At 63.1% G+C, this 18,739-nt stretch carries 18 protein-coding genes; 10 read left to right on the top strand and 8 right to left on the bottom strand.

Translation table 11 applies throughout. The annotated features are described in order from the left end of the window. Positions 1-38: 38 nt before the first annotated feature. The 8 genes from DYZ14_RS02065 to DYZ14_RS02030 form a co-directional block, all read right to left on the bottom strand. Positions 39-968 carry a BKACE family enzyme gene (locus tag DYZ14_RS02065; RefSeq protein ID WP_154719114.1) on the bottom strand — a complete coding sequence of 310 codons (930 nt, stop codon included), beginning with the start codon at positions 966-968 and terminating at the stop codon, positions 39-41. 5 nt (positions 969-973) lie between these two features. Next, complete coding sequence (locus DYZ14_RS02060) at positions 974-2,617, bottom strand: N,N-dimethylformamidase beta subunit family domain-containing protein (RefSeq protein ID WP_154719113.1); 1,644 nt, start codon at positions 2,615-2,617, stop codon at positions 974-976. 179 nt (positions 2,618-2,796) lie between these two features. Next, the gene (gene uxaC / locus DYZ14_RS02055) at positions 2,797-4,188 is read right to left on the bottom strand and encodes a glucuronate isomerase (protein ID WP_154719112.1); all 1,392 of its coding nucleotides are present in this window, start codon (positions 4,186-4,188) and stop codon (positions 2,797-2,799) included. 53 nt (positions 4,189-4,241) lie between these two features. Next, a complete protein-coding gene (locus DYZ14_RS02050) occupies positions 4,242-5,531 on the bottom strand; it encodes a TRAP transporter large permease (RefSeq protein ID WP_232365406.1) in 1,290 nt (429 codons plus the stop codon). Further along, a complete protein-coding gene (locus DYZ14_RS02045) occupies positions 5,528-6,019 on the bottom strand; it encodes a TRAP transporter small permease (protein ID WP_195949782.1) in 492 nt (163 codons plus the stop codon). Before DYZ14_RS02045 ends, DYZ14_RS02050 begins: the two co-directional genes overlap by 4 nt. Before the next feature lie 72 nt (positions 6,020-6,091). Further along, the gene (locus DYZ14_RS02040) at positions 6,092-7,069 is read right to left on the bottom strand and encodes a C4-dicarboxylate TRAP transporter substrate-binding protein (RefSeq protein ID WP_210209265.1); all 978 of its coding nucleotides are present in this window, start codon (positions 7,067-7,069) and stop codon (positions 6,092-6,094) included. Positions 7,070-7,112: 43 nt separating this feature from the next. Further along, positions 7,113-8,360: an AGE family epimerase/isomerase gene (locus tag DYZ14_RS02035; protein ID WP_154719110.1), complete on the bottom strand. Its 1,248-nt coding sequence runs from the start codon at positions 8,358-8,360 to the stop codon at positions 7,113-7,115. Positions 8,361-8,368: 8 nt separating this feature from the next. Further along, entirely contained in the window at positions 8,369-9,070 is a 702-nt protein-coding gene (locus tag DYZ14_RS02030; protein WP_154719109.1) for a GntR family transcriptional regulator, read from the bottom strand. A 115-nt stretch (positions 9,071-9,185) separates the two neighbouring features. Between DYZ14_RS02030 and uxuA the strand changes: the two genes are divergently transcribed. From uxuA to DYZ14_RS01980, 10 genes are all read left to right on the top strand, one after another. Next, complete coding sequence (uxuA, locus tag DYZ14_RS02025) at positions 9,186-10,403, top strand: mannonate dehydratase (RefSeq protein ID WP_154719108.1); 1,218 nt, start codon at positions 9,186-9,188, stop codon at positions 10,401-10,403. 190 nt (positions 10,404-10,593) lie between these two features. After that, complete coding sequence (locus tag DYZ14_RS02020) at positions 10,594-11,514, top strand: sugar kinase (RefSeq protein ID WP_154719107.1); 921 nt, start codon at positions 10,594-10,596, stop codon at positions 11,512-11,514. 138 nt (positions 11,515-11,652) lie between these two features. Beyond that, entirely contained in the window at positions 11,653-11,937 is a 285-nt protein-coding gene (locus DYZ14_RS02015) for a YARHG domain-containing protein (protein ID WP_210209264.1), read from the top strand. 162 nt (positions 11,938-12,099) lie between these two features. Then, the gene (locus DYZ14_RS02010) at positions 12,100-12,891 is read left to right on the top strand and encodes a DeoR/GlpR family DNA-binding transcription regulator (protein ID WP_115669063.1); all 792 of its coding nucleotides are present in this window, start codon (positions 12,100-12,102) and stop codon (positions 12,889-12,891) included. A gap of 105 nt (positions 12,892-12,996) precedes the next feature. After that, a complete protein-coding gene (gene glpD / locus DYZ14_RS02005) occupies positions 12,997-14,508 on the top strand; it encodes a glycerol-3-phosphate dehydrogenase (protein ID WP_154719106.1) in 1,512 nt (503 codons plus the stop codon). A gap of 55 nt (positions 14,509-14,563) precedes the next feature. After that, positions 14,564-15,640 carry an ABC transporter ATP-binding protein gene (locus DYZ14_RS02000; protein ID WP_154719105.1) on the top strand — a complete coding sequence of 359 codons (1,077 nt, stop codon included), beginning with the start codon at positions 14,564-14,566 and terminating at the stop codon, positions 15,638-15,640. A 13-nt stretch (positions 15,641-15,653) separates the two neighbouring features. After that, on the top strand, positions 15,654-16,724 hold the full coding sequence (locus tag DYZ14_RS01995; protein WP_154719104.1) for an ABC transporter ATP-binding protein: 1,071 nt from the start codon (positions 15,654-15,656) through the stop codon (positions 16,722-16,724). Between the two features lie 2 nt (positions 16,725-16,726). Continuing rightward, a complete protein-coding gene (locus tag DYZ14_RS01990; protein WP_154719103.1) occupies positions 16,727-17,596 on the top strand; it encodes a carbohydrate ABC transporter permease in 870 nt (289 codons plus the stop codon). Positions 17,597-17,603: 7 nt separating this feature from the next. Next, a complete protein-coding gene (locus tag DYZ14_RS01985) occupies positions 17,604-18,422 on the top strand; it encodes a carbohydrate ABC transporter permease (RefSeq protein WP_154719102.1) in 819 nt (272 codons plus the stop codon). Positions 18,423-18,438: 16 nt separating this feature from the next. Then, positions 18,439-18,720 carry a DUF2160 domain-containing protein gene (locus tag DYZ14_RS01980; protein WP_154719101.1) on the top strand — a complete coding sequence of 94 codons (282 nt, stop codon included), beginning with the start codon at positions 18,439-18,441 and terminating at the stop codon, positions 18,718-18,720. The last annotated feature ends 19 nt before the right edge of the window (positions 18,721-18,739 follow it).

Genomic DNA, 18,739 nt, shown 5'->3' with positions numbered 1-18,739 from the left:
CGCGCCGTCCGTGCCGGCATTGCGATCCACCGGCCTTCCTAGAAGGCGACGCGGTCGCCGCCTTTCAATGCGAGCATGGCGCGCGCTTCCTCCGGCGTCGCCACCTCAAGCGACAGGCCCTCGAGGATGGCGCGGATCCGTCGAACCTGGGCGGCATTGGATTTTGCCAGTTCACGGCCGTCATAGAGGCTGTCCTCCAGGCCGACGCGCACGCTGCCGCCCATGGTCGCAGCCATGGTGATCATCGGCATCTGGTGGCGCCCGGCCGCCAGGACGGAGAAACGGTAGTCATCGCCGAACAGCTTGTCGGCGATCCGTTTCATATGCACGAGATTTTCCGGATCGGCCCCGATGCCGCCGAGAACGCCGAAAACGAACTGGATGAACAGCGGGCCTGAGACCAGCCCACGGTCGCGGAAATGGGCCAGCGTATAGAGATGGCCGACGTCATAGCATTCGAACTCGAAGCGCGTGCCGCAGCCCTCGCCGAGGCGTTTCAGGATCCCTTCGATATCGGCGAAGGTGTTCTTGAACAGGGTGCTGCGGGTGGCCTCGAGCAGTTGCGGTTCCCATTCGTGCTGCCATTCGCGCGGCCGATCGAGCGCAGGGTAAAGACCGAAGTTCATCGAGCCCATGTTGAGCGAGCACATTTCCGGCTCGGCTGAAAGGGCGGCCTCCAGACGGTCGTCGAGCGTCATCAGCGAGGAACCGCCCGTGGAGATGTTGATGACCGCGTCACAGGCCTGCTTGATGACGGGCAGGAAGCGCATGAACACGGCGGGATCTGCCGTCGGCCGGCCGTTGTCCGGGTCGCGCGCATGCAGGTGCAGGATCGAGGCGCCGGCCTCGGCGGCCTCGATCGACTGCGCCGCGATGTCTTCCGGCCTGTAGGGCAAATAGGACGACATGGACGGGGTGTGGACCGAGCCCGTGACGGCGCAGGTGATGATGACTTTCTTCGATCTCATGGGGCTCACGTTCTGTTGGAGGAGCCGAGGGCGCGCCTCAGCACATTATGCGTCACCTTTTCGACCATGGCGTCGCTCCGCAACAGTCCGGCTACCCATTCACAGGTGCCGGCATGGAAGACCTCGCCCGCGCCCTTGCGGAAACTGACGATCATGCCATTGCTGTAGCGCACCTTTTCGAGGTTCTCGTCGCTCACCTCGCCGTAGAGCGTCTCGGCGATGAAGCGTCCGTCCTCGTCTCCGAAGAAGCGGTCCTCGGGTGCCAGCACGTCGTTCTCCTCAACGGAGCTTGCCATGCCGAGCGCGAGAATTTCGAGGCCTTCAGGTGCGCCGCTGGTAGCAGTCGGATAGGGCCGGCCGTAGCGGATCTCGTAGTCGAGACCATCGACCTCGTAGCCGTAGATATGGCTCTCGGCGCCCAAAAGATCGCCATAGAACAAGCCCGTCCCGGCAAAGGCCCAGTGTTCCGGCCGACAGACGGGGAACCCGCGCACGCCGCGCGGCGAGCATCCGCCCCAGCCGGCATAGACGCCATTGGTGGAATTGAGGCCGAAGGTCGCGGCTCCGGGCCGGCCGATTTCGGGCGCCTCCCAGCTGTTGGTGGCCCGCGTCAGATCGCCGGTCTTGTAGACGGGGTCTTCGGCCCGGGCCCGGTACTTGTAGCAAACCTGCGTGCGCCCTTCGTCCTCGAGGCGGGTCTGCCACATGAAGTTGCCGGCAAAACGCGCGGCAAAGCCGCCGCGCTCGACGAAACGGTCGACCGCGTCGCGCATTTCCCAGGTCCAGTATTCGTCGTGTCCGACGAAGACGGCGCAGTCATAACCGTCGAGCAGGTCCGGATGGAAATGCAGCTCGTGCTGGCTGATCAGATCGATGCCGTAACCGGACCGTTCCGCCCAGCGGAAGAAATGGCTGTCATAGCTCGCCCAGCCGGACGACGCATATTTCTTCGAGTGTCCCGTCGCATAGGCCCATTCCATGTGCGGGTAGCGCGGCACCGTGCCCGGCGGCATGCTGACCTCCACCGGCACGCGCGGCGCGTCCGGCGGCAGCACGACAAAACCGCGGCACCAAGGACGCTGCGTGCTGACGCTGGTCGCATACTCGTCCCTGTTCGCCCCGGTGATTCCCTGGTAGTGATTGGAGCCACCCCAGGTGTTGTAGGCCGTCCAGGTGCCGGTCGCGGCGACCTGCAGGATACGGCCGGGCCTGGCGCCGGGTGCCGGGCACAGGATGAAGAGATGGTGGCTCTCGATCGGCTGTCCGTCGCGACCTTGCGCCGTCAGCGTCAGTCTGTAGGCGCCTGAGGCCCAGTCGGAGGGGATGCGGAAACTGTGGCTCGGCCTCCAGCCGCAACCCTCGACCGAGCACTGGTCCGGCGTCTCCTGCCAGACTGTGGGAATACCGCAAAGTGACAACACATGCTGTTCGCGCGCACCGTCCCGAATTATCTCGATATCGCAGAACGGCGCCGTCGAGCTGACGAACAGGGTCACCTCGTCGCCTGGCGCGTAGGAGAAACGGTCTGAATAGCACCAGATCTCGCCCCGTTCGCCATCCATGCCCGGATATTCGTAGTAATGCCCGCGGACCGCCTCGCGGCGCTCGGCCAGTGTCAGGCCGAAGTCTGGAAATTGCGCCTTTGCCATCCTAGCGAGCCCCTCCCGTCACGCGGCGTCACCGGCCGGCCAGACCAGCTTGGTCCGGGGCTGCTTTGCACCCGCCGTGCCACGCACCAAGAATTCCCCCGAAACGGTCATTGATCAAATAGATAGTAAAAATACCGATCATAGCTTGGAAGAATGAAGGGATGGGCGCCCTTCAGCCATCAAAGCCGGTAGGCACGCCGAGCCAGCTCGCCGGCCAGAAGCGGGGAGAGTTCGTGGGCCTCGGCTTCGTCCAGCCGATGGCTGGTGACGAGCTCGGCCAGATATGCGCAATCGGCGCGGCGGCTGACATCGTGGCGTGCCGGGATGGAGCAGAGCGCACGCGTGTCGTCGTTGAAGCCGGCCGTGTTGAAAAAGCCGGCGGTCTCCGTCGTCGCTTCGCGATAGCGACGGATACCCTCGAAACTGTCATGGAACCACCAGGGCGGGCCGAGGCGAAGCGACGGATAGACGCCGGCAAGCGGCGCGAGTTCGCGCGCATAGACGCTTTCGTCGAGGGTGAAGAGAATGAGCGTCAGTCGAGGATCCATGCCGACCGCGTTGAGCAACGGCTGCAGGGCCTCGGTGAAGTTCGTCGCGACCGGAATGTCGAAGCCGCGATCGCGTCCATATCGTTTCAGCACGCCGGCGTTGTGACTGCGCATCGAGCCGGCATGCAACTGCATGACCAGCCCGTCCTCGACCGACATGCGAGCCATCTCGGTCAGCATCTGCGCCCGGAACAATTCGGCATCGCCCCTGGTGAGCGCGCCTTTGAGAACCCTCTGATAGAGCGCGCGCGCTTCGGCCTGGCCGAGATCGGCCGTCCGGGGGGTCGGGTGGCCGTGATCGGTGGCGGTTGCGCCCATCGAGCGGAAGAAGTCGCGGCGGGCCCGATGGGCGGCCAGATAGCTTTCCCAGGTGCCGATATCGCAGCCGGTGAGCATACCGAGCTGTTCGACATTCTGGCGGAACCCTTCGGTATCGGGGTCGACCACGCCGTCGGGCCGATAGGTCGGGATGATCCGCCCCTGCCAGCCGGAGGCGCGCACCGCCTGATGATGGGCAAGATCGTCGAGGGCACCGTCGGTCGTGGCGATCACTTCGATGCCGAAACGGTCGAACAGCGCCCGCGGCCGATAGGCCGGGTCCGCCAGCCGTTCGCCGATTGCGTCGTAGTGGTGCTCGGCATTGTCCTCGCACAAGCGCTCGTCGAGGCCGAAGACCTCGGAAAAGGCATGGTCGAGCCAGAGCCGCGACGGCGTACCGCGAAACAGGTGATAATGGCGGGCGAACGTCCGCCAGATGATGCGCGGATCGTTCTCCGCGTTTTCTCCGATGCCCAGCGCCTCATAGGGCACGCCCTGGCTGACCAGCATGCGCACGACATAATGGTCGGGAATGACGAACAACTCCGCCGGGTTGGCGAAGGCCGGGTTCTCTCCCCACCAGCGCGGATCGGTATGGCCGTGCGGCGAGACGATCGGCAGGTGTTCGACGGTGCGGTAGAGGTCGCGGGCGATGGCACGGGTCGCGGGATCGGCGGGAAGCAGGCGATCAGGATGCAAGAGCATGGCGTCACTCGGGTTGGATATGGTGGGGCGGCCGAAGCCGCCCCTTGCAAGGATCAGCCCATCAGGTAGTTCGGCAGGAACAGCACGACTTCCGGGGCGAGGATCATCAGCACGACGACGGCGAGCACGGCGACGACCAGCGGAACCATCTCGACGGTGTATTCCTTGTAGGAACAATTGAGGATGCCGCACACGGTGAACATCGACACCCCGACCGGCGGCGTCATGCCGCCGAAGGTCACCAGCGTCATCATCACCAGCCCGAAATGGACGGGATCGATGCCGGCGGCGGTGATGACGGGAACGAGGATCGGCGTCAGCAGCATGACGATGACGGTTGCCTCGACCAGCATGCCGAAGACGAGCAGGAAGCCGGCGATCACGAACAGCAGCATCGACTGGCTGGAGAACAGGCCAAGCGTCACTTCCGCTATGGTCTGCGGCACGCGCTCAAAGGTGATGACATAGCCGAAGGCGCCCGACAGAAGGATGATGATCATGATCATGCCGATGTCGCGCACGCTGGCCACAAGGGCATCGACCAGCTTGGCAATCGTCAGTTCGCGATAGATGAAGAACCCGATGAACAGGGTGTAGGCGACGGCAAAGGCGCCGGCTTCCGACGGGGTGAACAGGCCGAAACGGATGCCGACCAGCAGCCAGACCGGGAAAAGGATGGCCCAGAAGCTGATGCGGAAGCCCGCGAGCACCTCGCGGAAGGTCGGAAGACGGTCGTTCACCGGCTTGTAGTCCCGCTTGCGCGCGACCCAGGCCGTGGCGAACATCAGCGCGATCGTCAGAAGAACGCCGGGTACGACGCCGGCGATGAACAGGCGGCCGATCGACACTTCGCCGAGGAAACCGTAGAGGATGAGGCCGAGGCTCGGCGGAATGGTCGCCGTGATCAGGCCGCCGATCGACAGCAGTGCACCGGTGAAGCCGCGGGAATAGCCGCTTTTGATCATCGGCTCGCCCAGCACGCGGGCCTGCATGGCGGCGTCGGCGACGGCCGAGCCGGAGATGCCGCCCATCAGGGCGCTGAGCACGAGGCTCGTCTGGCCGAGACCGCCGCGCATCCAGCCCGCCAACGTGGTCGCCAGACTGGTCAGCCGCGGCGTAATGCCGGTGCCGTTCATGAGATGCCCGACCAGGATGAACAGTGGGACTGAAAGCAGGGGAAAGGATTGGCTCGAGGCAACGATCCGCTGCACGGCGATGCTGTCCGGCAGAAAGGTCGTGGGCAGCAGGAAATAGGCCATGCTGGCGATGCCGATGGCGAAGGCAACCGGCATGCCGATCACCATGAAGCTCAGCGCAAGGATTAGGATAAGGGTGGAAATCACAAGGGATACTCCTGCGCGGGGACTTCGGGTTCAAGGGCAAAGAGCACGCCGTGGGCAAAGACCCGGCGAAAAACCGAAATGATCATCAGTGCGGCGCCGACCGGCAAGGCGAGGGTGACCAGGCCATAGCTCAAGCCGGAAGCCCCCAACTCGCGAGCCCAGTTGGACAGGGCCAGCTGCGTGCCGAGGTAGACGATATAGCCCAGGAAAGGCACGATGCAGATCAGGCTGACCCAGATCAGGATGAGCCGATAACGAGGGGAAAGCGCGTCGGGCAGCGCCGAGACCCGAATGTGTTCTCCACGCTTGATGGTCAGGTCTGCCCCGAGCATGCAGGTCCAGATCAACAAGAGCTGGGCGAGCTCCGGACCTTCCGGAAACGGAACGCCGACCGAGCGTCCGACGGCGCCGGCCAGCACGCTGATCACGGTGCCGGCCAGAAAGACGAGCGCGAGGATTTCCTCGGCGCGATCAAAGAATTTCCACATATTCCCTCTCCCGAGGCCAATGACGCGTGCTGCGCCATTGGCCATTGTGGTTTGCCGCGTCGGTGACTCGATTTACTGGGCGGCGATGAACGGCTCGAGCGCCTTGCGCGATTCCTCGAGGCCGAGCTCGGTGTAGACCCCCGGCACGCGTGAGCTGAAATCTTCGAGCTTGACGTCGGTGAAGGTCACGCCTGCCGCTTCCATCTCCTTGCGTACGCTGTCGAGCTTCTCGACCGTCATCCGGGTGGCTTCGTCACCGGCCGCGGCAAGTTCCTCGACGATGATCTTGCGCATCTCTTCCGGCTGCGCCTGGAACCACTGCTCGGATGTGGCAAGGCCGGTAAAGAGCTGGACATGGTTGGTGAGCGCGACGTTCTTGACCACTTCATGCAGCTTGATGCCAAAAGCACCGGTCAGCTGCGCTTCCGCCCCGTCGATCGCGCCAAGCTGGAGCGCGGAATAGACTTCCGACCAGGGCATCGGCACGGCGGTTGCGCCCATGGCGTTGACGGTGGCGATCCAGCCGGGCGCATCGATGGTGCGCACGCGCACGCCGGAGAGATCGGCCGGCCCCTTGACCGGGTTCTTGGAGAACATCTGGCGCGTGCCCTGGAACCAGTTGTAGTTCAGGAGGCGGATGCCCGAGGATTGCGCGAGCTTTTCAACCCATTCGGCATAGACGGGCGAGGACGTGATCGCGGCATATTTGCTGTAGTCTTCGACCAGATAGGGCGCGGAGAGGATGCCGAGTTCCTTCTGGAACGGCGCTAGGCGACCGGCGTCCACCAACACGGCGATGTTGGCGCCGTTGCGGATCTGCTCGAGGACGTCATTGTCGGAACCGAGCTGCGAACTCGGGAAGATGGTGATCTTGATCTCACCCTTGCTGCGCTCCTCGATCTTCTTCTTCGCGCCCTCCATGGCGATGACGAGCGGATCCTGCGGGTTCTGCGAGGTGGAAAGGTTCAAGGCGATTTCCGCATAGGCGGTGCCGGCAAGGCCGGCGATGAATGCGGCCGCAAGGCCAAGGGACTTCAGGGAATTCATCATAGTCTTCTCCTCCGTTACTTGATGAAATTTAGATCTTCTGGCGTCAGCCAGTCGTGCGGTCGGGCCAGAGCCCGACACGTTCACCTTCCGTGACGAACACGGCGACATGATAAAGTAGCCGGCTAAGGGCCTCTGCCTGCAGAGTTGTTCCCGTGCCGTCGACGCGGTTTCGCCAGGCCTTCCGACCGGCGAAATAGGTTTGAAAGACGATGCGCATGAAGTCATGCGCGCGATCCGCGTCGGCCCCGTGGCCAAGGCGCTCGAAACGGGCGACATAGGCCTTGCCCGCCTCGGTCTGCGGCCAGAGCAGCATGGTGTCTGTCATGACGCGGCCATCGGAGTGGACCTCGTCATAGGCGGCGCCCTTCATCGGGCCTTCGGGGTGAAAGCCGAAGCGCTCGGCGAAATCCATCATGCGGTCGGCAAGGGCGAGCGCGTCGGCATGGCCGCCGAGCCGGACATAGCGATCCAGCAGCCAACTCCATTCGCACTGGTGGCCGATTTCCCGCAAGGAGCCGTCGCGGCCTTTTGCAGGGCTGAGGTCCGCCGCGCGGAATTCGATGATCGTGCCGTTCTCGGGATCGATGAAGTGACGCCTGACCACGGCGAGCACATCTTCGGCCCGCCGCATCCACATCGCATCGCCGGTCATTTCATAGGCCTGCAATAGGGCCTCGAACATGTGCATGTGCGGGTTCTGGGTACGCAGGGCATGGGTGGCGGCACCGGCGTCGTGGCCCCCAAGATGAAAGGTGTCGTCCTCATACAGAGCGCCGGTTTCCGGATCGGTCAGGCGGTTCTCGATGAAGGACCAGCATTCCCGCAACTGGTCCGCCAGGGTCTTTGACGGCTCCACCCGTTGATAGGTCGAAAGAGCCAGCAGGACGAAGGACTGATCGTAGCTGCGCTTGACCCGGTCGGTCGCAAGACCGCTCGGCCGCCCGGTACGGTCGACCGCGCGGACATAGCCGCCATCCTGTGGATCGCGAAGATGTTCGGTCAGGAAGCGGTGGGCCGCATTGGCGCCGTCGAGCAGGCGATCGTCCCGCTTCCGCAGATAAAGATGCGAAAGCGTGAAGAGTAGGCGGGCCTGAACCAGTGTTGACTTCGGATCGTCGGCCTGGACAAGGCCGTCTTCGGTCAACCGGTCGAAGAAGCCGCCGTGAAGGGTGTCCTGGGCTTGCTCCAGCCACCATGGCATCAGCGTGCCATGGAACCATGCGGCCCATTCCGGCGCAGTTCGTTCGGCATCCCCGCCCTTTACGATCCCTTGTGCCCCTCCCGTGGCCATCACTTCCGTCAGCCTCCCGCTTCGTCGAAAAATTCGGGCATGGCCTCGGCGATCGCCGGAAGGTCCGTCAGCACGCCCTTGAGATGGGTCCGCATCTGCGCCTCGGCGGCATCCGGATCACCGGAACGCAAGGCAGCAACGACGGCTGCATGCTGATCGATCAGGCGTTCGCGTGGAAACTGGCGGGTGCTGATATGGCGCACGCGGTCCATCTGGGTCTTCAGGTCTTCCAGGATGTCCCAAATGGCCGGCTGGCCGGCGGCCTCGGCCAGAAGCCGGTGGAAGGCTTCATCCAGCTCCATGAAACGGCTGGGATCATCGCTGTCGACCACTGCGCGTTGTGCGGTAAGATTGGCCTCGAGAAGAGCCAGTATATTGGGTGTGACGGCCTGCGCTGCCGCACGAACGATATCGGCCTCGACCGCTTCGCGAACGAAGCGCGCCGTCATTACCGCCGGGACCGAAATGCGTCGGACATAGGTGCCGCGCTGTGGGCGCACTTCGACGAGGGATTCTTCGGCGAGCTTGATGAAGGCCTCGCGCACCGGCTGGCGGCTGACCTTGTAGCTGGCGGCAATTTCCGATTCCGAAATCCGAGCGCCGGGCGCAAGATCGCCCTTGACGATCCGGTCGCGCAACAGCCGGTAGAGCTGTGGCCCGACGGCCGAGCTTTGCTCCAGTGCGGCTGGTTCTGCGCGGACAAGTGCCATTCGATTTCTCCCTTCGAACTGTATAGGTCCGAACTTCCATACTAGTCAACATACAAATCAGCTGCTAGAGAACGATCGGATATCATCGACGCAGCAGGCTCAGGAGGAATGGCAGATGCGGCAGACTTGGCGCTGGTTTGGACCACGGGATCTCGTGTCGATCGACGACATGATGCAGGCCGGGGTCGAAGGGGTGGTCTCGGCGCTTCACCACGTCCCGACCGGTGCGGTATGGACGGGCGACGAAGTGAAGAAGCGCCAGGCCGAGATCGGCCGGATGAAGGACGGCAATCCGTCGGGCCTCAAATGGGAGGTCGTCGAGAGCCTGCCCGTGTCGGAGGACATCAAGAAGCAGAAGGGCTCCTGGCGCGAACACATCGCCAACTACAAGACCTCGCTCCGGGTGCTGCGCGACGCCGGGATCGAGGTGATCTGCTACAATTTCATGCCGGTGCTCGACTGGACCCGCACCGACCTCGCCTGGCGCCTGCCCAATGGCGCCACCTGCATGCGCTTCGACCTCAATGATTTTGCCGCCTTCGACATTCATATCCTCTCCCGGCCCGGCGCGGTGGAAAACTATCCCCCGGAGGTGGTGGAAGACGCGAAGCGTCGGTTTGAAGCAATGGACGACGCGGCACGGCAGGCGCTCGCCCGCAATGTCGTCTTCGGCCTTCCAGGCGCCGCGGAACACTTCACTCTGGAGGATGTCCGAGGCCATCTTGCGGAATATGCGGCGATCTCCGAAGAACGTCTCCGGAGCCACTTGATCGATTTTCTTGGCGAAGTGACGCCCGTTGCCCAGGACCTCGGCCTGCGCCTCTGCTGTCATCCGGATGATCCACCGTTTTCGCTGCTTGGACTGCCCCGGGTGATGTCGACGGAAGCCGACTATCGCAAGGTGATGGAAGCGGTCGATCTGCCGGCGAACGGCATCACGCTTTGCACCGGCTCGCTCGGTGCGAGGCCCGACAATGATCTGCCGGGAATGATGGACAGGCTGGGCGATCGCGTCCATTTCCTCCATCTGCGCAACGTCCAGCGCCAATCGGGCGACATCATGGGCAGCTTCTACGAGGCCGAGCACCTCGGCGGCGGTACCGACATGGTGGCGATGATCGCTGCCGTGCTGCGGGAGGAGAGCCGCCGGCGTACGGCCGGGCGGTCCGATTGCAGCATTCCCTTCCGCCCGGATCACGGCCAGGACATTCTCGACGACCTCGGTCGCAAGGCCCAGCCCGGCTATCCCGCCATCGGTCGCCTGAAAGGCCTGGCCGAACTGCGGGGCATCATGACGGCGCTCCAGCATCCGGTCGAGGGAATTCACCCTTGAGCGAACCCGGCTAACTGTGCCGGCGCAGAGGAAGGTTTGCGCCGGGGCGTCAGCGCGACCTTGAGCGGCAAACGCGACGATGCGAGGTCTTCTTCGCGTCGTCGCGTCGATTTATGATTGCCTCGGCGACGCCGATAGCGGAAAAGCCACGACCGGGCATGCGAAGCGCGACCGCGTAGGAGGCGAATGAATGGGGAATAAGCTGTTTCTCTCGATCGGCGAGGCGATGGTGGAACTGTCTCAGGCCGAGGGCGGCTTGTGGCGCATGGGCTTTGCCGGCGATACGCTGAACACCGCCTGGTATGCCCGCGCCTGCCTGCCGGCAGACTGGGAGGTCGCCTATTTCACCCGGCTGGGTCTCGATCCCTTTTCCGAGCGCATGCGGGACTTTCTTCAGGACAACGCCATTTCGACGCGCTTCATCGCGCGCGATCCCGAGCGCACGGTTGGCCTATACGCGATCGAACTGCATGACGGCGAGCGCAGCTTCTCCTATTGGCGCGGGCAGTCCGCGGCGCGCCGGCTCGCCGACGACGAGCAGGCGCTCAAGGTCGCCATCGCCCAATCCGACGTCATCTATTTTTCCGGTATCACGCTCGCCATTCTCGAGCCGGAACGTCGAGAGGCGCTGTTGCGCCTGATTGGCGCTGCCCGCCAAGCCGGCAAGACGACGGTCTTCGACCCGAACATCCGTCCGAAACTGTGGGAGGATACGCAGACGATGCGGGCCTGCCTGACGCGCGCCGCCGCAACGGCCTCGATCGCCCTTCCGAGTTTCGATGACGAGGCTGCCGTCTTTGGCGATAGCGATATCGAGGCATGTGCCACCCGCTGGCTGCGCGCGGGCGCTGGGGAAGTGGTGGTCAAGAATGGCGGCGGGCCGGTTGCCGTGTCCATGTCGGACGGCGCGATTGCGATCCTGACCTTCGACAGCGTGAAGCCGGTCGACAGCACCGGGGCGGGCGATTCCTTCAATGGCGGCTATCTCGCGGCGCGCCTGGCCGGTGAGGCGCCGGACAAGGCGGCGGCCCAGGGGCATGAGGTCGCAGCGCAGGTCGTCTGCCGTCCCGGCGCCCTGGTCCCGCGCGAGCAGATCCGGTCCTCGCTCTAGTCTGCCGCCATCCCGAAAGAACCACCCGTCTCGCGGCAAGGTCGGCCGGTCCGACCCAAGAATAGTCTTGATATGAGTCAATTGTGGATGACGCGGTTGTGTTAGCCTGTTCTCGTTCCACACAGGGGAGGGTTCGAAATGGGCTACATCAAGAAACTGCTAATGACCGCGATTGCCGTCGTTCCGATGTTGTTCGGCATGGGGGCTTTGGCGCCGTCAATGGCCCAGAGCGGCATGACCTGCGAACAGCTTTGGTATGAGCGAAATGCGATCTATGCCGCCAAGGGCTATTGCTTCAAGACGCAACGCGCCCGCAACGTGTTCGGACGCGGTTGCTTCCCGCCCTATGGCAAGTTGACGCCCGGCGAACAGCGCCGCGTCGCCGATATCGAGCGTTGGGAAGTCTATCAGGGTTGCCGCTGATCGGTGGGGTGTTTCAGGCTTGATCCGATTGCTGGGAGGTGGGGGCTCTGCCGTCACCTCGGGTTGGTGTGGCGGGTCGATAGGCCTTCCCATATCCGACGATGGTACTCTTGCCTGAGCTTCATTTTCCCCTAGGATGAAAGAAAATGAAAGGGGATGGCAATGCTGCTTTCCAGCCGGCAGGCGGAAATCATGACTCTCGCCAAGGCGGAAGGCCGTGTCCTGGTCGATGAACTTGCGGCCCGGTTCGCCGTGACCCCGCAGACCATTCGCAAGGACCTGAACGATCTTTGCGACGGCAAGGCACTCACCCGCATCCATGGCGGGGCGATTTTTCCCAGCGGCAACGAGAATGTGAAATACGAGGCGCGACGTTCCATCGCCGCGCCGGAGAAGCAGGCGATCGGCCGGGCCGCAGCCGCGCTGATCCCGGACAATTCCTCCCTGTTCATCAATATCGGCACGACGACCGAAGCGGTGGGAGAGGCATTGGTGGACCATCGGGAACTGATGGTCATTACCAACAACATCAACGTCGCCAATCGCTTGCGCGTTTTTCCGCTGATCGAGGTGGTTATCGCCGGCGGGGTGGTGCGTGGTTCGGACGGTGGTATCGTCGGCGAGGCGGCCGTCGATTTCATTCGTCAGTTCAAGGTCGATTTCGCCGTCATCGGCGTGTCTGCCATTGATGAGGATGGCGCACTTCTCGACTTCGACTATCGCGAGGTCAAGGTCGCCCAGGCGATCATTGCCAATGCCCGCCATGTCATCCTCGTTTCGGATGCCTCCAAGTTCGAGCGCACCGCACCGGTGCGCATCGGCCATATTTCACAGGTCCATACCTTCATCACCGACCATTGTCCGGTCGAGTCTATTCGCAGGATCTGTGCCGAGAACGACGTGCAGTTGGTGGAAACACAAAGCCAGCAGGAATTCAGCGACGGCCGGCGCTGAATTTTCCTGAATGTTCGTTTGACATTCGTTTATGCTTCGATTTAGATATCCAAACTTTCGCAATTGCATGAAATTGTGCAGTGCGAAAATGGGATCGGGGGGCGAATGTCGGGCGAGACGGTTTTCGACATCTTTGTCGTCGGTGGCGGTATCAACGGCTGCGGCATCGCGCGCGATGCGGTCGGGCGCGGTTATTCGGTCGCGCTTGCCGAGATGAACGACTTCGCCTCGGGCACGTCGTCCGGCGCCACCAAGCTGATCCACGGCGGCCTTCGCTATCTCGAATACTACGAGTTTCGCCTTGTGCGCGAGGCGCTGATGGAGCGCGAAATTCTCTGGGCCATGGCGCCGCATGTCATCTGGCCGCTGCGTTTCGTCCTGCCCTTCCAGAAGGGCGGCGTTCGCCCCGCCTGGCTGATCCGTCTCGGCCTTTTCCTCTATGACCACCTCGGCGGCCGCAAGCTGCTGCCGGCGACGAAGACGCTCGATCTGCGCCGCGATCCGGCCGGACGGCCGCTGAAGCCGGTGTTTTCCAAGGCCTTCGAGTATTCCGACGGCTGGGTCGACGATGCCCGCATGGTGGTGCTCAATGCGCGGGACGCCGCCGACCGCGGTGCGACGATCATGAGCCGCGCCCGTGTTGCCTCGGCCCGCCGCGAGAACGGACTTTGGTCCGTCACGCTCATCGACCAGTCGACCGGCAAGTCGCGCGCCTTCAAGGCGCGCATGTTGGTCAATGCGGCCGGCCCGTGGGTCGACCAGGTGCTCGCGGGCGCCTTCGGCCGCAACAATGTCCACAATGTCCGGCTCGTCCAGGGCAGCCATATCGTGGTGAAGAAGAAGTTCTCCGACAAGCGCGCCTATTTCTTCCAGAACCCGGACAACCGCATCATTTTCGCCATCCCTTACGAGAATGATTTCACGCTGATCGGCACGACGGATCGTGACTATACGGATGATCCGAAAAATGTGAAAATAAGCGAAGAGGAAATCGCGTATCTCTGCAATGCGGCGAGCGAGTATTTCGCCGAGCCTGTGCGCAAGGACGATATCGTCTGGAGCTACTCGGCCGTCCGCCCGCTCTATGATGATGGTGCATCCAAGGCACAGGAAGCGACCCGCGATTATGTGCTGAAGCTCGACCAGAGGGCCGACGAGGCACCGTTGCTGAATGTGTTCGGCGGAAAGCTGACGACCTATCGGCGGCTGGCCGAGCATGCGCTGGAAAAGATCGGTGAGGCGATCGGCGCCAGGGGTGGCCCATGGACGGCGAAGAGCCGATTGCCCGGCGGCGACTTCGACGCGACGGCCTATCCGGCGGAAGTCGACAAGCTGCTGAAGGTCTTTCCCTTTCTGGAGCAAGGCCATGCCGAGCGACTTGTCCGCTGCTACGGCACCGACGCAAAGGAGATGCTCGCGGGCGCAAAAGGATCGGAAGATCTGGGGCGCCATTTTGGCGGCTCGCTTTACGAGTGCGAAGTCCGCTGGCTGATCGGGCGGGAATGGGCCTGTAGCGCGGAAGACGTGCTGTGGCGCCGCACCAAACAGGGTTTGTTCCTGACGGCCGGGGAGGCCGTGGAACTGGAGACATACATGGCGGACGCTGTCGCCCGCTAAGCGGCGAGTGCCTGCTGGAAGATAGCCGACGGTTCGGAGGAGGCCCGAGGAATAGATGCTTGAATTGCGCAATGTCTCGAAGATGGTTGCCGGCGAATATCATATTCGCCCGACCGATCTCGTCTTGCAGCGAGGGTCGCTGAACGTCCTGCTGGGGCCGACGCTCTCCGGCAAGACCTCGCTGATGCGCTTGATGGCCGGTCTAGACAAGCCGACGGGTGGATCGATCCACCTGGATGGCGTCGATGTCACGGGCGTACCGGTGCAGAAGCGCAATGTCGCCATGGTCTATCAGCAGTTCATCAATTATCCGGCATTGACCGTTTACGAGAACATCGCCTCGCCGATGCGGATCGCCGGCAAGGATTCCGCGACCATCGACCGCGAGGTGAAGAAGGCCGCCGAGCTTCTGCGGCTGACGCCTTACCTCGACCGGACGCCGCTCAACCTCTCCGGCGGCCAGCAGCAGCGCACGGCACTGGCGCGCGCCATCGTCAAGAACGCCAACCTGGTCTTGCTCGACGAACCGCTCGCCAACCTCGACTACAAGCTTCGCGAAGAACTGCGCGAGGAACTCCCGAAGATCTTCGCCCAGTCCGGTGCGATCTTCGTCTATGCCACCACCGAACCGTCCGAAGCGCTGCTTCTCGGTGGCAATACCGCGACCCTGAGCCAGGGTGCGGTGACGCAGTTCGGCGAGACTATCCGGGTCTATCGCCATCCGCTCGATCTCCTGACCGCGCGCACCTTCGCCGATCCGCCGCTCAACACCATCGAGCTGGTTAAGTCGGGCGGCCAGTTCCTGCTGGGCGACCGCCCGGTCCTGCCGGTTCCGGCGCATTTGGCCGCGATCGCCGACGGTCCGGTGACGATCGGTTTTCAGCCGCATCACCTCTATCTGCACCGCAATGACCACGCGACGACCGCGCTTTCGGCAACCACCCTGGTCTCGGAAATCGCCGGTTCGGAGAGCTTCATCCACCTCAATTTCGCCGGAGCACGCTGGGTCATGCTGGCCCACGGCATCCACGACATCGATCCGGATCACGAGCTCGAAGTCTTCATCGATACGCGCCACCTGATGGCGTTCGGCTCCGACGGGCGCGCGCTCGTCGATGTCGCTGCGGCGTGAGGGGGAAGAGACCATGGCACGCATCAATCTCGACCATATCCGCCACGCCTACAGCCCCAAGGCCAAGGCCGCCGGCGACTACGCGCTGAAGGAAGTCCATCATGAATGGGCCGATGGCGGCGCCTATGCCCTGCTCGGACCCTCCGGCTGCGGCAAGACCACGCTGCTCAACATCATTTCCGGGCTTATTCACCCCTCGGACGGCCGCATCCTGTTCGACGGCGTCGATGTCACCGCGCTCTCGACCGAGGCGCGCAACATCGCCCAGGTGTTCCAGTTCCCGGTCGTCTACGATACCATGACGGTCTACGACAATCTCGCCTTCCCGCTGCGCAACCGCCATGTGCCGGAAGCCGACGTCGATCGCCGGGTCAAGGAAATCCTCGAGATGACCGATCTCGCCGGCATGGCTGGCAGGCGCGCGCAGGGGCTCACCGCCGACCAGAAGCAGAAGATCTCGCTCGGCCGCGGCCTGGTGCGCTCCGACGTCAACGCGATCCTGTTCGACGAGCCGCTGACCGTCATCGACCCGCATATGAAGTGGGTTCTGCGTTCGCAGCTGAAGCGGTTGCACCGCCAGTCGGGCTTCACCATGGTCTATGTGACCCACGACCAGACCGAGGCGCTCACCTTCGCCGACAAGGTCGTCGTCATGTATGACGGCGAGATCGTCCAGATCGGCACGCCCGCCGAACTGTTCGAGCGCCCGAGCCACACCTTCGTCGGCTATTTCATCGGCTCGCCGGGCATGAACTTCATGCCGGCCGCAGTGAACGGCTCCACGGCCGTCGTCGGCGAACAGACCATTGCGCTGAGCGGCGTGCCGAAACTTGCCGAGGGCGCCAGGATCGAGCTCGGCATCCGGCCGGAATTCGTCCGCCTCGGCCGCGAGGGCATGCCGGTCAAGATCACCAAGGTCGAGGATACCGGCCGCCAGAAGATCGTCCGGACCCAGTTCTGCGGCCATCCGCTGTCGATCGTCGCGCCCGAGGATACCGAAATCCCGAGCGAGGCACGTGTCACTTTCGAAGCCCAGGCCATCGGCATCTATGCCGACAGCTGGCGCGTCGGGCAGGAGGGCTGATCATGGAAAAGACCTTCAACAACAAGGCCTGGTTCCTGGTCCTTCCGGTTCTGCTGCTCGTGGCCTTCTCGGCCGTCATCCCGCTGATGACGGTGGTCAACTATTCGGTCCAGGACACCTTCGGCAACAACGAGTTCTTCTGGGCCGGCACCGACTGGTTCACGGAAATGCTGTCTTCCGACCGCTTCTGGAACGCGCTTGGCCGCAACCTGATCTTCTCCATGGTGATCCTCGCCATCGAGGTGCCGCTCGGCATCCTGATCGCCCTCAACATGCCGAAGACGGGGCTGGGCGTGCCGGTCTGCCTCGTCCTGATGGCGCTGCCGCTGCTCATTCCGTGGAACGTGGTCGGCACGATCTGGCAGGTCTTCGGCCGCGTCGACATCGGCTTCCTCGGTCACTACCTGACCGTTCTCGGCATCGACTACAACTATACGCAGGACCCGGTCGACGCCTGGGTGACGGTCATCGTCATGGACGTCTGGCACTGGACGAGCCTCGTCGTGCTGTTGTGCTATGCCGGTCTCGTCTCCATCCCGGATGCCTATTACCAGGCCGCCAAGATCGACGGTGCCTCGCGCTTCTCGGTGTTCCGCTACATCCAGCTGCCGAAGATGAAGCGCGTGCTTCTGATCGCCGTTCTGCTGCGCTTCATGGACTCATTCATGATCTATACCGAGCCTTTCGTCGTCACCGGCGGCGGCCCGGGCAACTCGACGACCTTCCTGTCGATCGATCTGGTCAAGATGGCGGTCGGCCAGTTCGACCTTGGCCCGGCGGCTGCCATGTCGATCATCTACTTCCTGATCATCCTGCTCATGTCGTGGGTCTTCTACACGGTCATGACCAGCCACGACGCCCAGGCCAAGTGAAGGGGATATGAAGATGAACCACGACAAGAGCCGCTTCTCCTTCCTGATCCCGACGATCTACATCATCTTCCTGCTCCTGCCGATCTATTGGCTGGTCAACATGAGCTTCAAGGAAAACAATGAGATTCTCGGGGCCTTCTCGCTCTTTCCGCAGAACCCGACGCTCCGGAACTACATGGTGATCTTCACCGACCCGTCCTGGTACAACGGCTATATCAACTCGATCATCTACGTAGTGATGAACACGGTGATCTCGGTCGCAGCGGCCTTGCCGGCGGCCTATGCCTTCTCGCGCTACCGCTTTCTCGGCGACAAGCATCTGTTCTTCTGGCTGCTCACCAACCGCATGGCGCCGCCCGCGGTCTTCGCTCTGCCATTCTTCCAGCTCTATTCGGCCTTCGGCCTGATCGACACGCATATCGCCGTGGCGCTCGCGCACTGCCTGTTCAACGTGCCGCTGGCGGTCTGGATCCTCGAAGGCTTCATGTCGGGCGTGCCCAAGGAGATCGACGAGACGGCCTATATCGACGGCTATTCCTTCCCGCGCTTCTTCGTGAAGATCTTCATGCCGCTGATCGCGAGCGGGATCGGTGTCGCCGCCTTCTTCTGCTTCATGTTCTCCTGGGTCGAACTGCTGATCGCCCGCACCCTGACGACGACCGACGCCAAGCCGATCGCCGCCACCATGACCCGCACGGTGTCGGCCTCGGGCATGGACTGGGGCGTGCTGGCAGCGGCCGGCGTGCTCACCATCATCCCGGGCGCGCTCGTCATCTATTTCGTCCGCAACTACATCGCCAAGGGCTTTGCCCTGGGCCGCGTCTAAGGGAGGGAGGCAGACAATGAACTTCTCATGGATGGCATGGACGCTGCCGACGGCGCTGTTCTTCATCGGCATCTTCACGCTGATCGCCTGCATGGCGGTCTGGGAGTACTTCTCGCCGGGCGGCAATCCCCGCATCGGCGTCCTGCGGTTCGAAACGACGCGAGGCGACCGTTTGTTCATCTCGCTGCTCGGATCCGCATTCATCCATCTCGCATGGTTGGGGCTGGGAGGTCCGAACCTGTGGTGGGCTCTTGCCTTGTCGGTGGTCTACGCGATCGGCGTATTCCGTTTCGTCTGAGGCTTGAAAAACGGATGGC

Origin of the sequence: Ciceribacter sp. T2.26MG-112.2 (assembly GCF_900492205.1) — a bacterium.
Classification (GTDB): domain Bacteria; phylum Pseudomonadota; class Alphaproteobacteria; order Rhizobiales; family Rhizobiaceae; genus Allorhizobium; species Allorhizobium naphthalenivorans_A.
This window is presented reverse-complemented; position numbering and strand designations above follow the sequence as displayed.

Coding starts and splice junctions, on each gene's coding strand:
- DYZ14_RS02045 (WP_195949782.1), bottom strand. CDS start 6,019: ATGTGGAAATTCTTTGATCGCGCCGAGGAAATCCTCGCGCTCGTCTTT.
- DYZ14_RS02030 (WP_154719109.1), bottom strand. CDS start 9,070: ATGGCACTTGTCCGCGCAGAACCAGCCGCACTGGAGCAAAGCTCGGCC.
- uxaC (WP_154719112.1), bottom strand. CDS start 4,188: ATGCTCTTGCATCCTGATCGCCTGCTTCCCGCCGATCCCGCGACCCGT.
- DYZ14_RS02010 (WP_115669063.1), top strand. CDS start 12,100: ATGCTGCTTTCCAGCCGGCAGGCGGAAATCATGACTCTCGCCAAGGCG.
- DYZ14_RS02060 (WP_154719113.1), bottom strand. CDS start 2,617: ATGGCAAAGGCGCAATTTCCAGACTTCGGCCTGACACTGGCCGAGCGC.
- uxuA (WP_154719108.1), top strand. CDS start 9,186: ATGCGGCAGACTTGGCGCTGGTTTGGACCACGGGATCTCGTGTCGATC.
- DYZ14_RS02035 (WP_154719110.1), bottom strand. CDS start 8,360: ATGGCCACGGGAGGGGCACAAGGGATCGTAAAGGGCGGGGATGCCGAA.
- DYZ14_RS02020 (WP_154719107.1), top strand. CDS start 10,594: ATGGGGAATAAGCTGTTTCTCTCGATCGGCGAGGCGATGGTGGAACTG.
- glpD (WP_154719106.1), top strand. CDS start 12,997: ATGTCGGGCGAGACGGTTTTCGACATCTTTGTCGTCGGTGGCGGTATC.
- DYZ14_RS01980 (WP_154719101.1), top strand. CDS start 18,439: ATGAACTTCTCATGGATGGCATGGACGCTGCCGACGGCGCTGTTCTTC.
- DYZ14_RS01990 (WP_154719103.1), top strand. CDS start 16,727: ATGGAAAAGACCTTCAACAACAAGGCCTGGTTCCTGGTCCTTCCGGTT.
- DYZ14_RS01995 (WP_154719104.1), top strand. CDS start 15,654: ATGGCACGCATCAATCTCGACCATATCCGCCACGCCTACAGCCCCAAG.
- DYZ14_RS02040 (WP_210209265.1), bottom strand. CDS start 7,069: ATGATGAATTCCCTGAAGTCCCTTGGCCTTGCGGCCGCATTCATCGCC.
- DYZ14_RS01985 (WP_154719102.1), top strand. CDS start 17,604: ATGAAGATGAACCACGACAAGAGCCGCTTCTCCTTCCTGATCCCGACG.
- DYZ14_RS02000 (WP_154719105.1), top strand. CDS start 14,564: ATGCTTGAATTGCGCAATGTCTCGAAGATGGTTGCCGGCGAATATCAT.
- DYZ14_RS02015 (WP_210209264.1), top strand. CDS start 11,653: ATGGGCTACATCAAGAAACTGCTAATGACCGCGATTGCCGTCGTTCCG.
- DYZ14_RS02065 (WP_154719114.1), bottom strand. CDS start 968: ATGAGATCGAAGAAAGTCATCATCACCTGCGCCGTCACGGGCTCGGTC.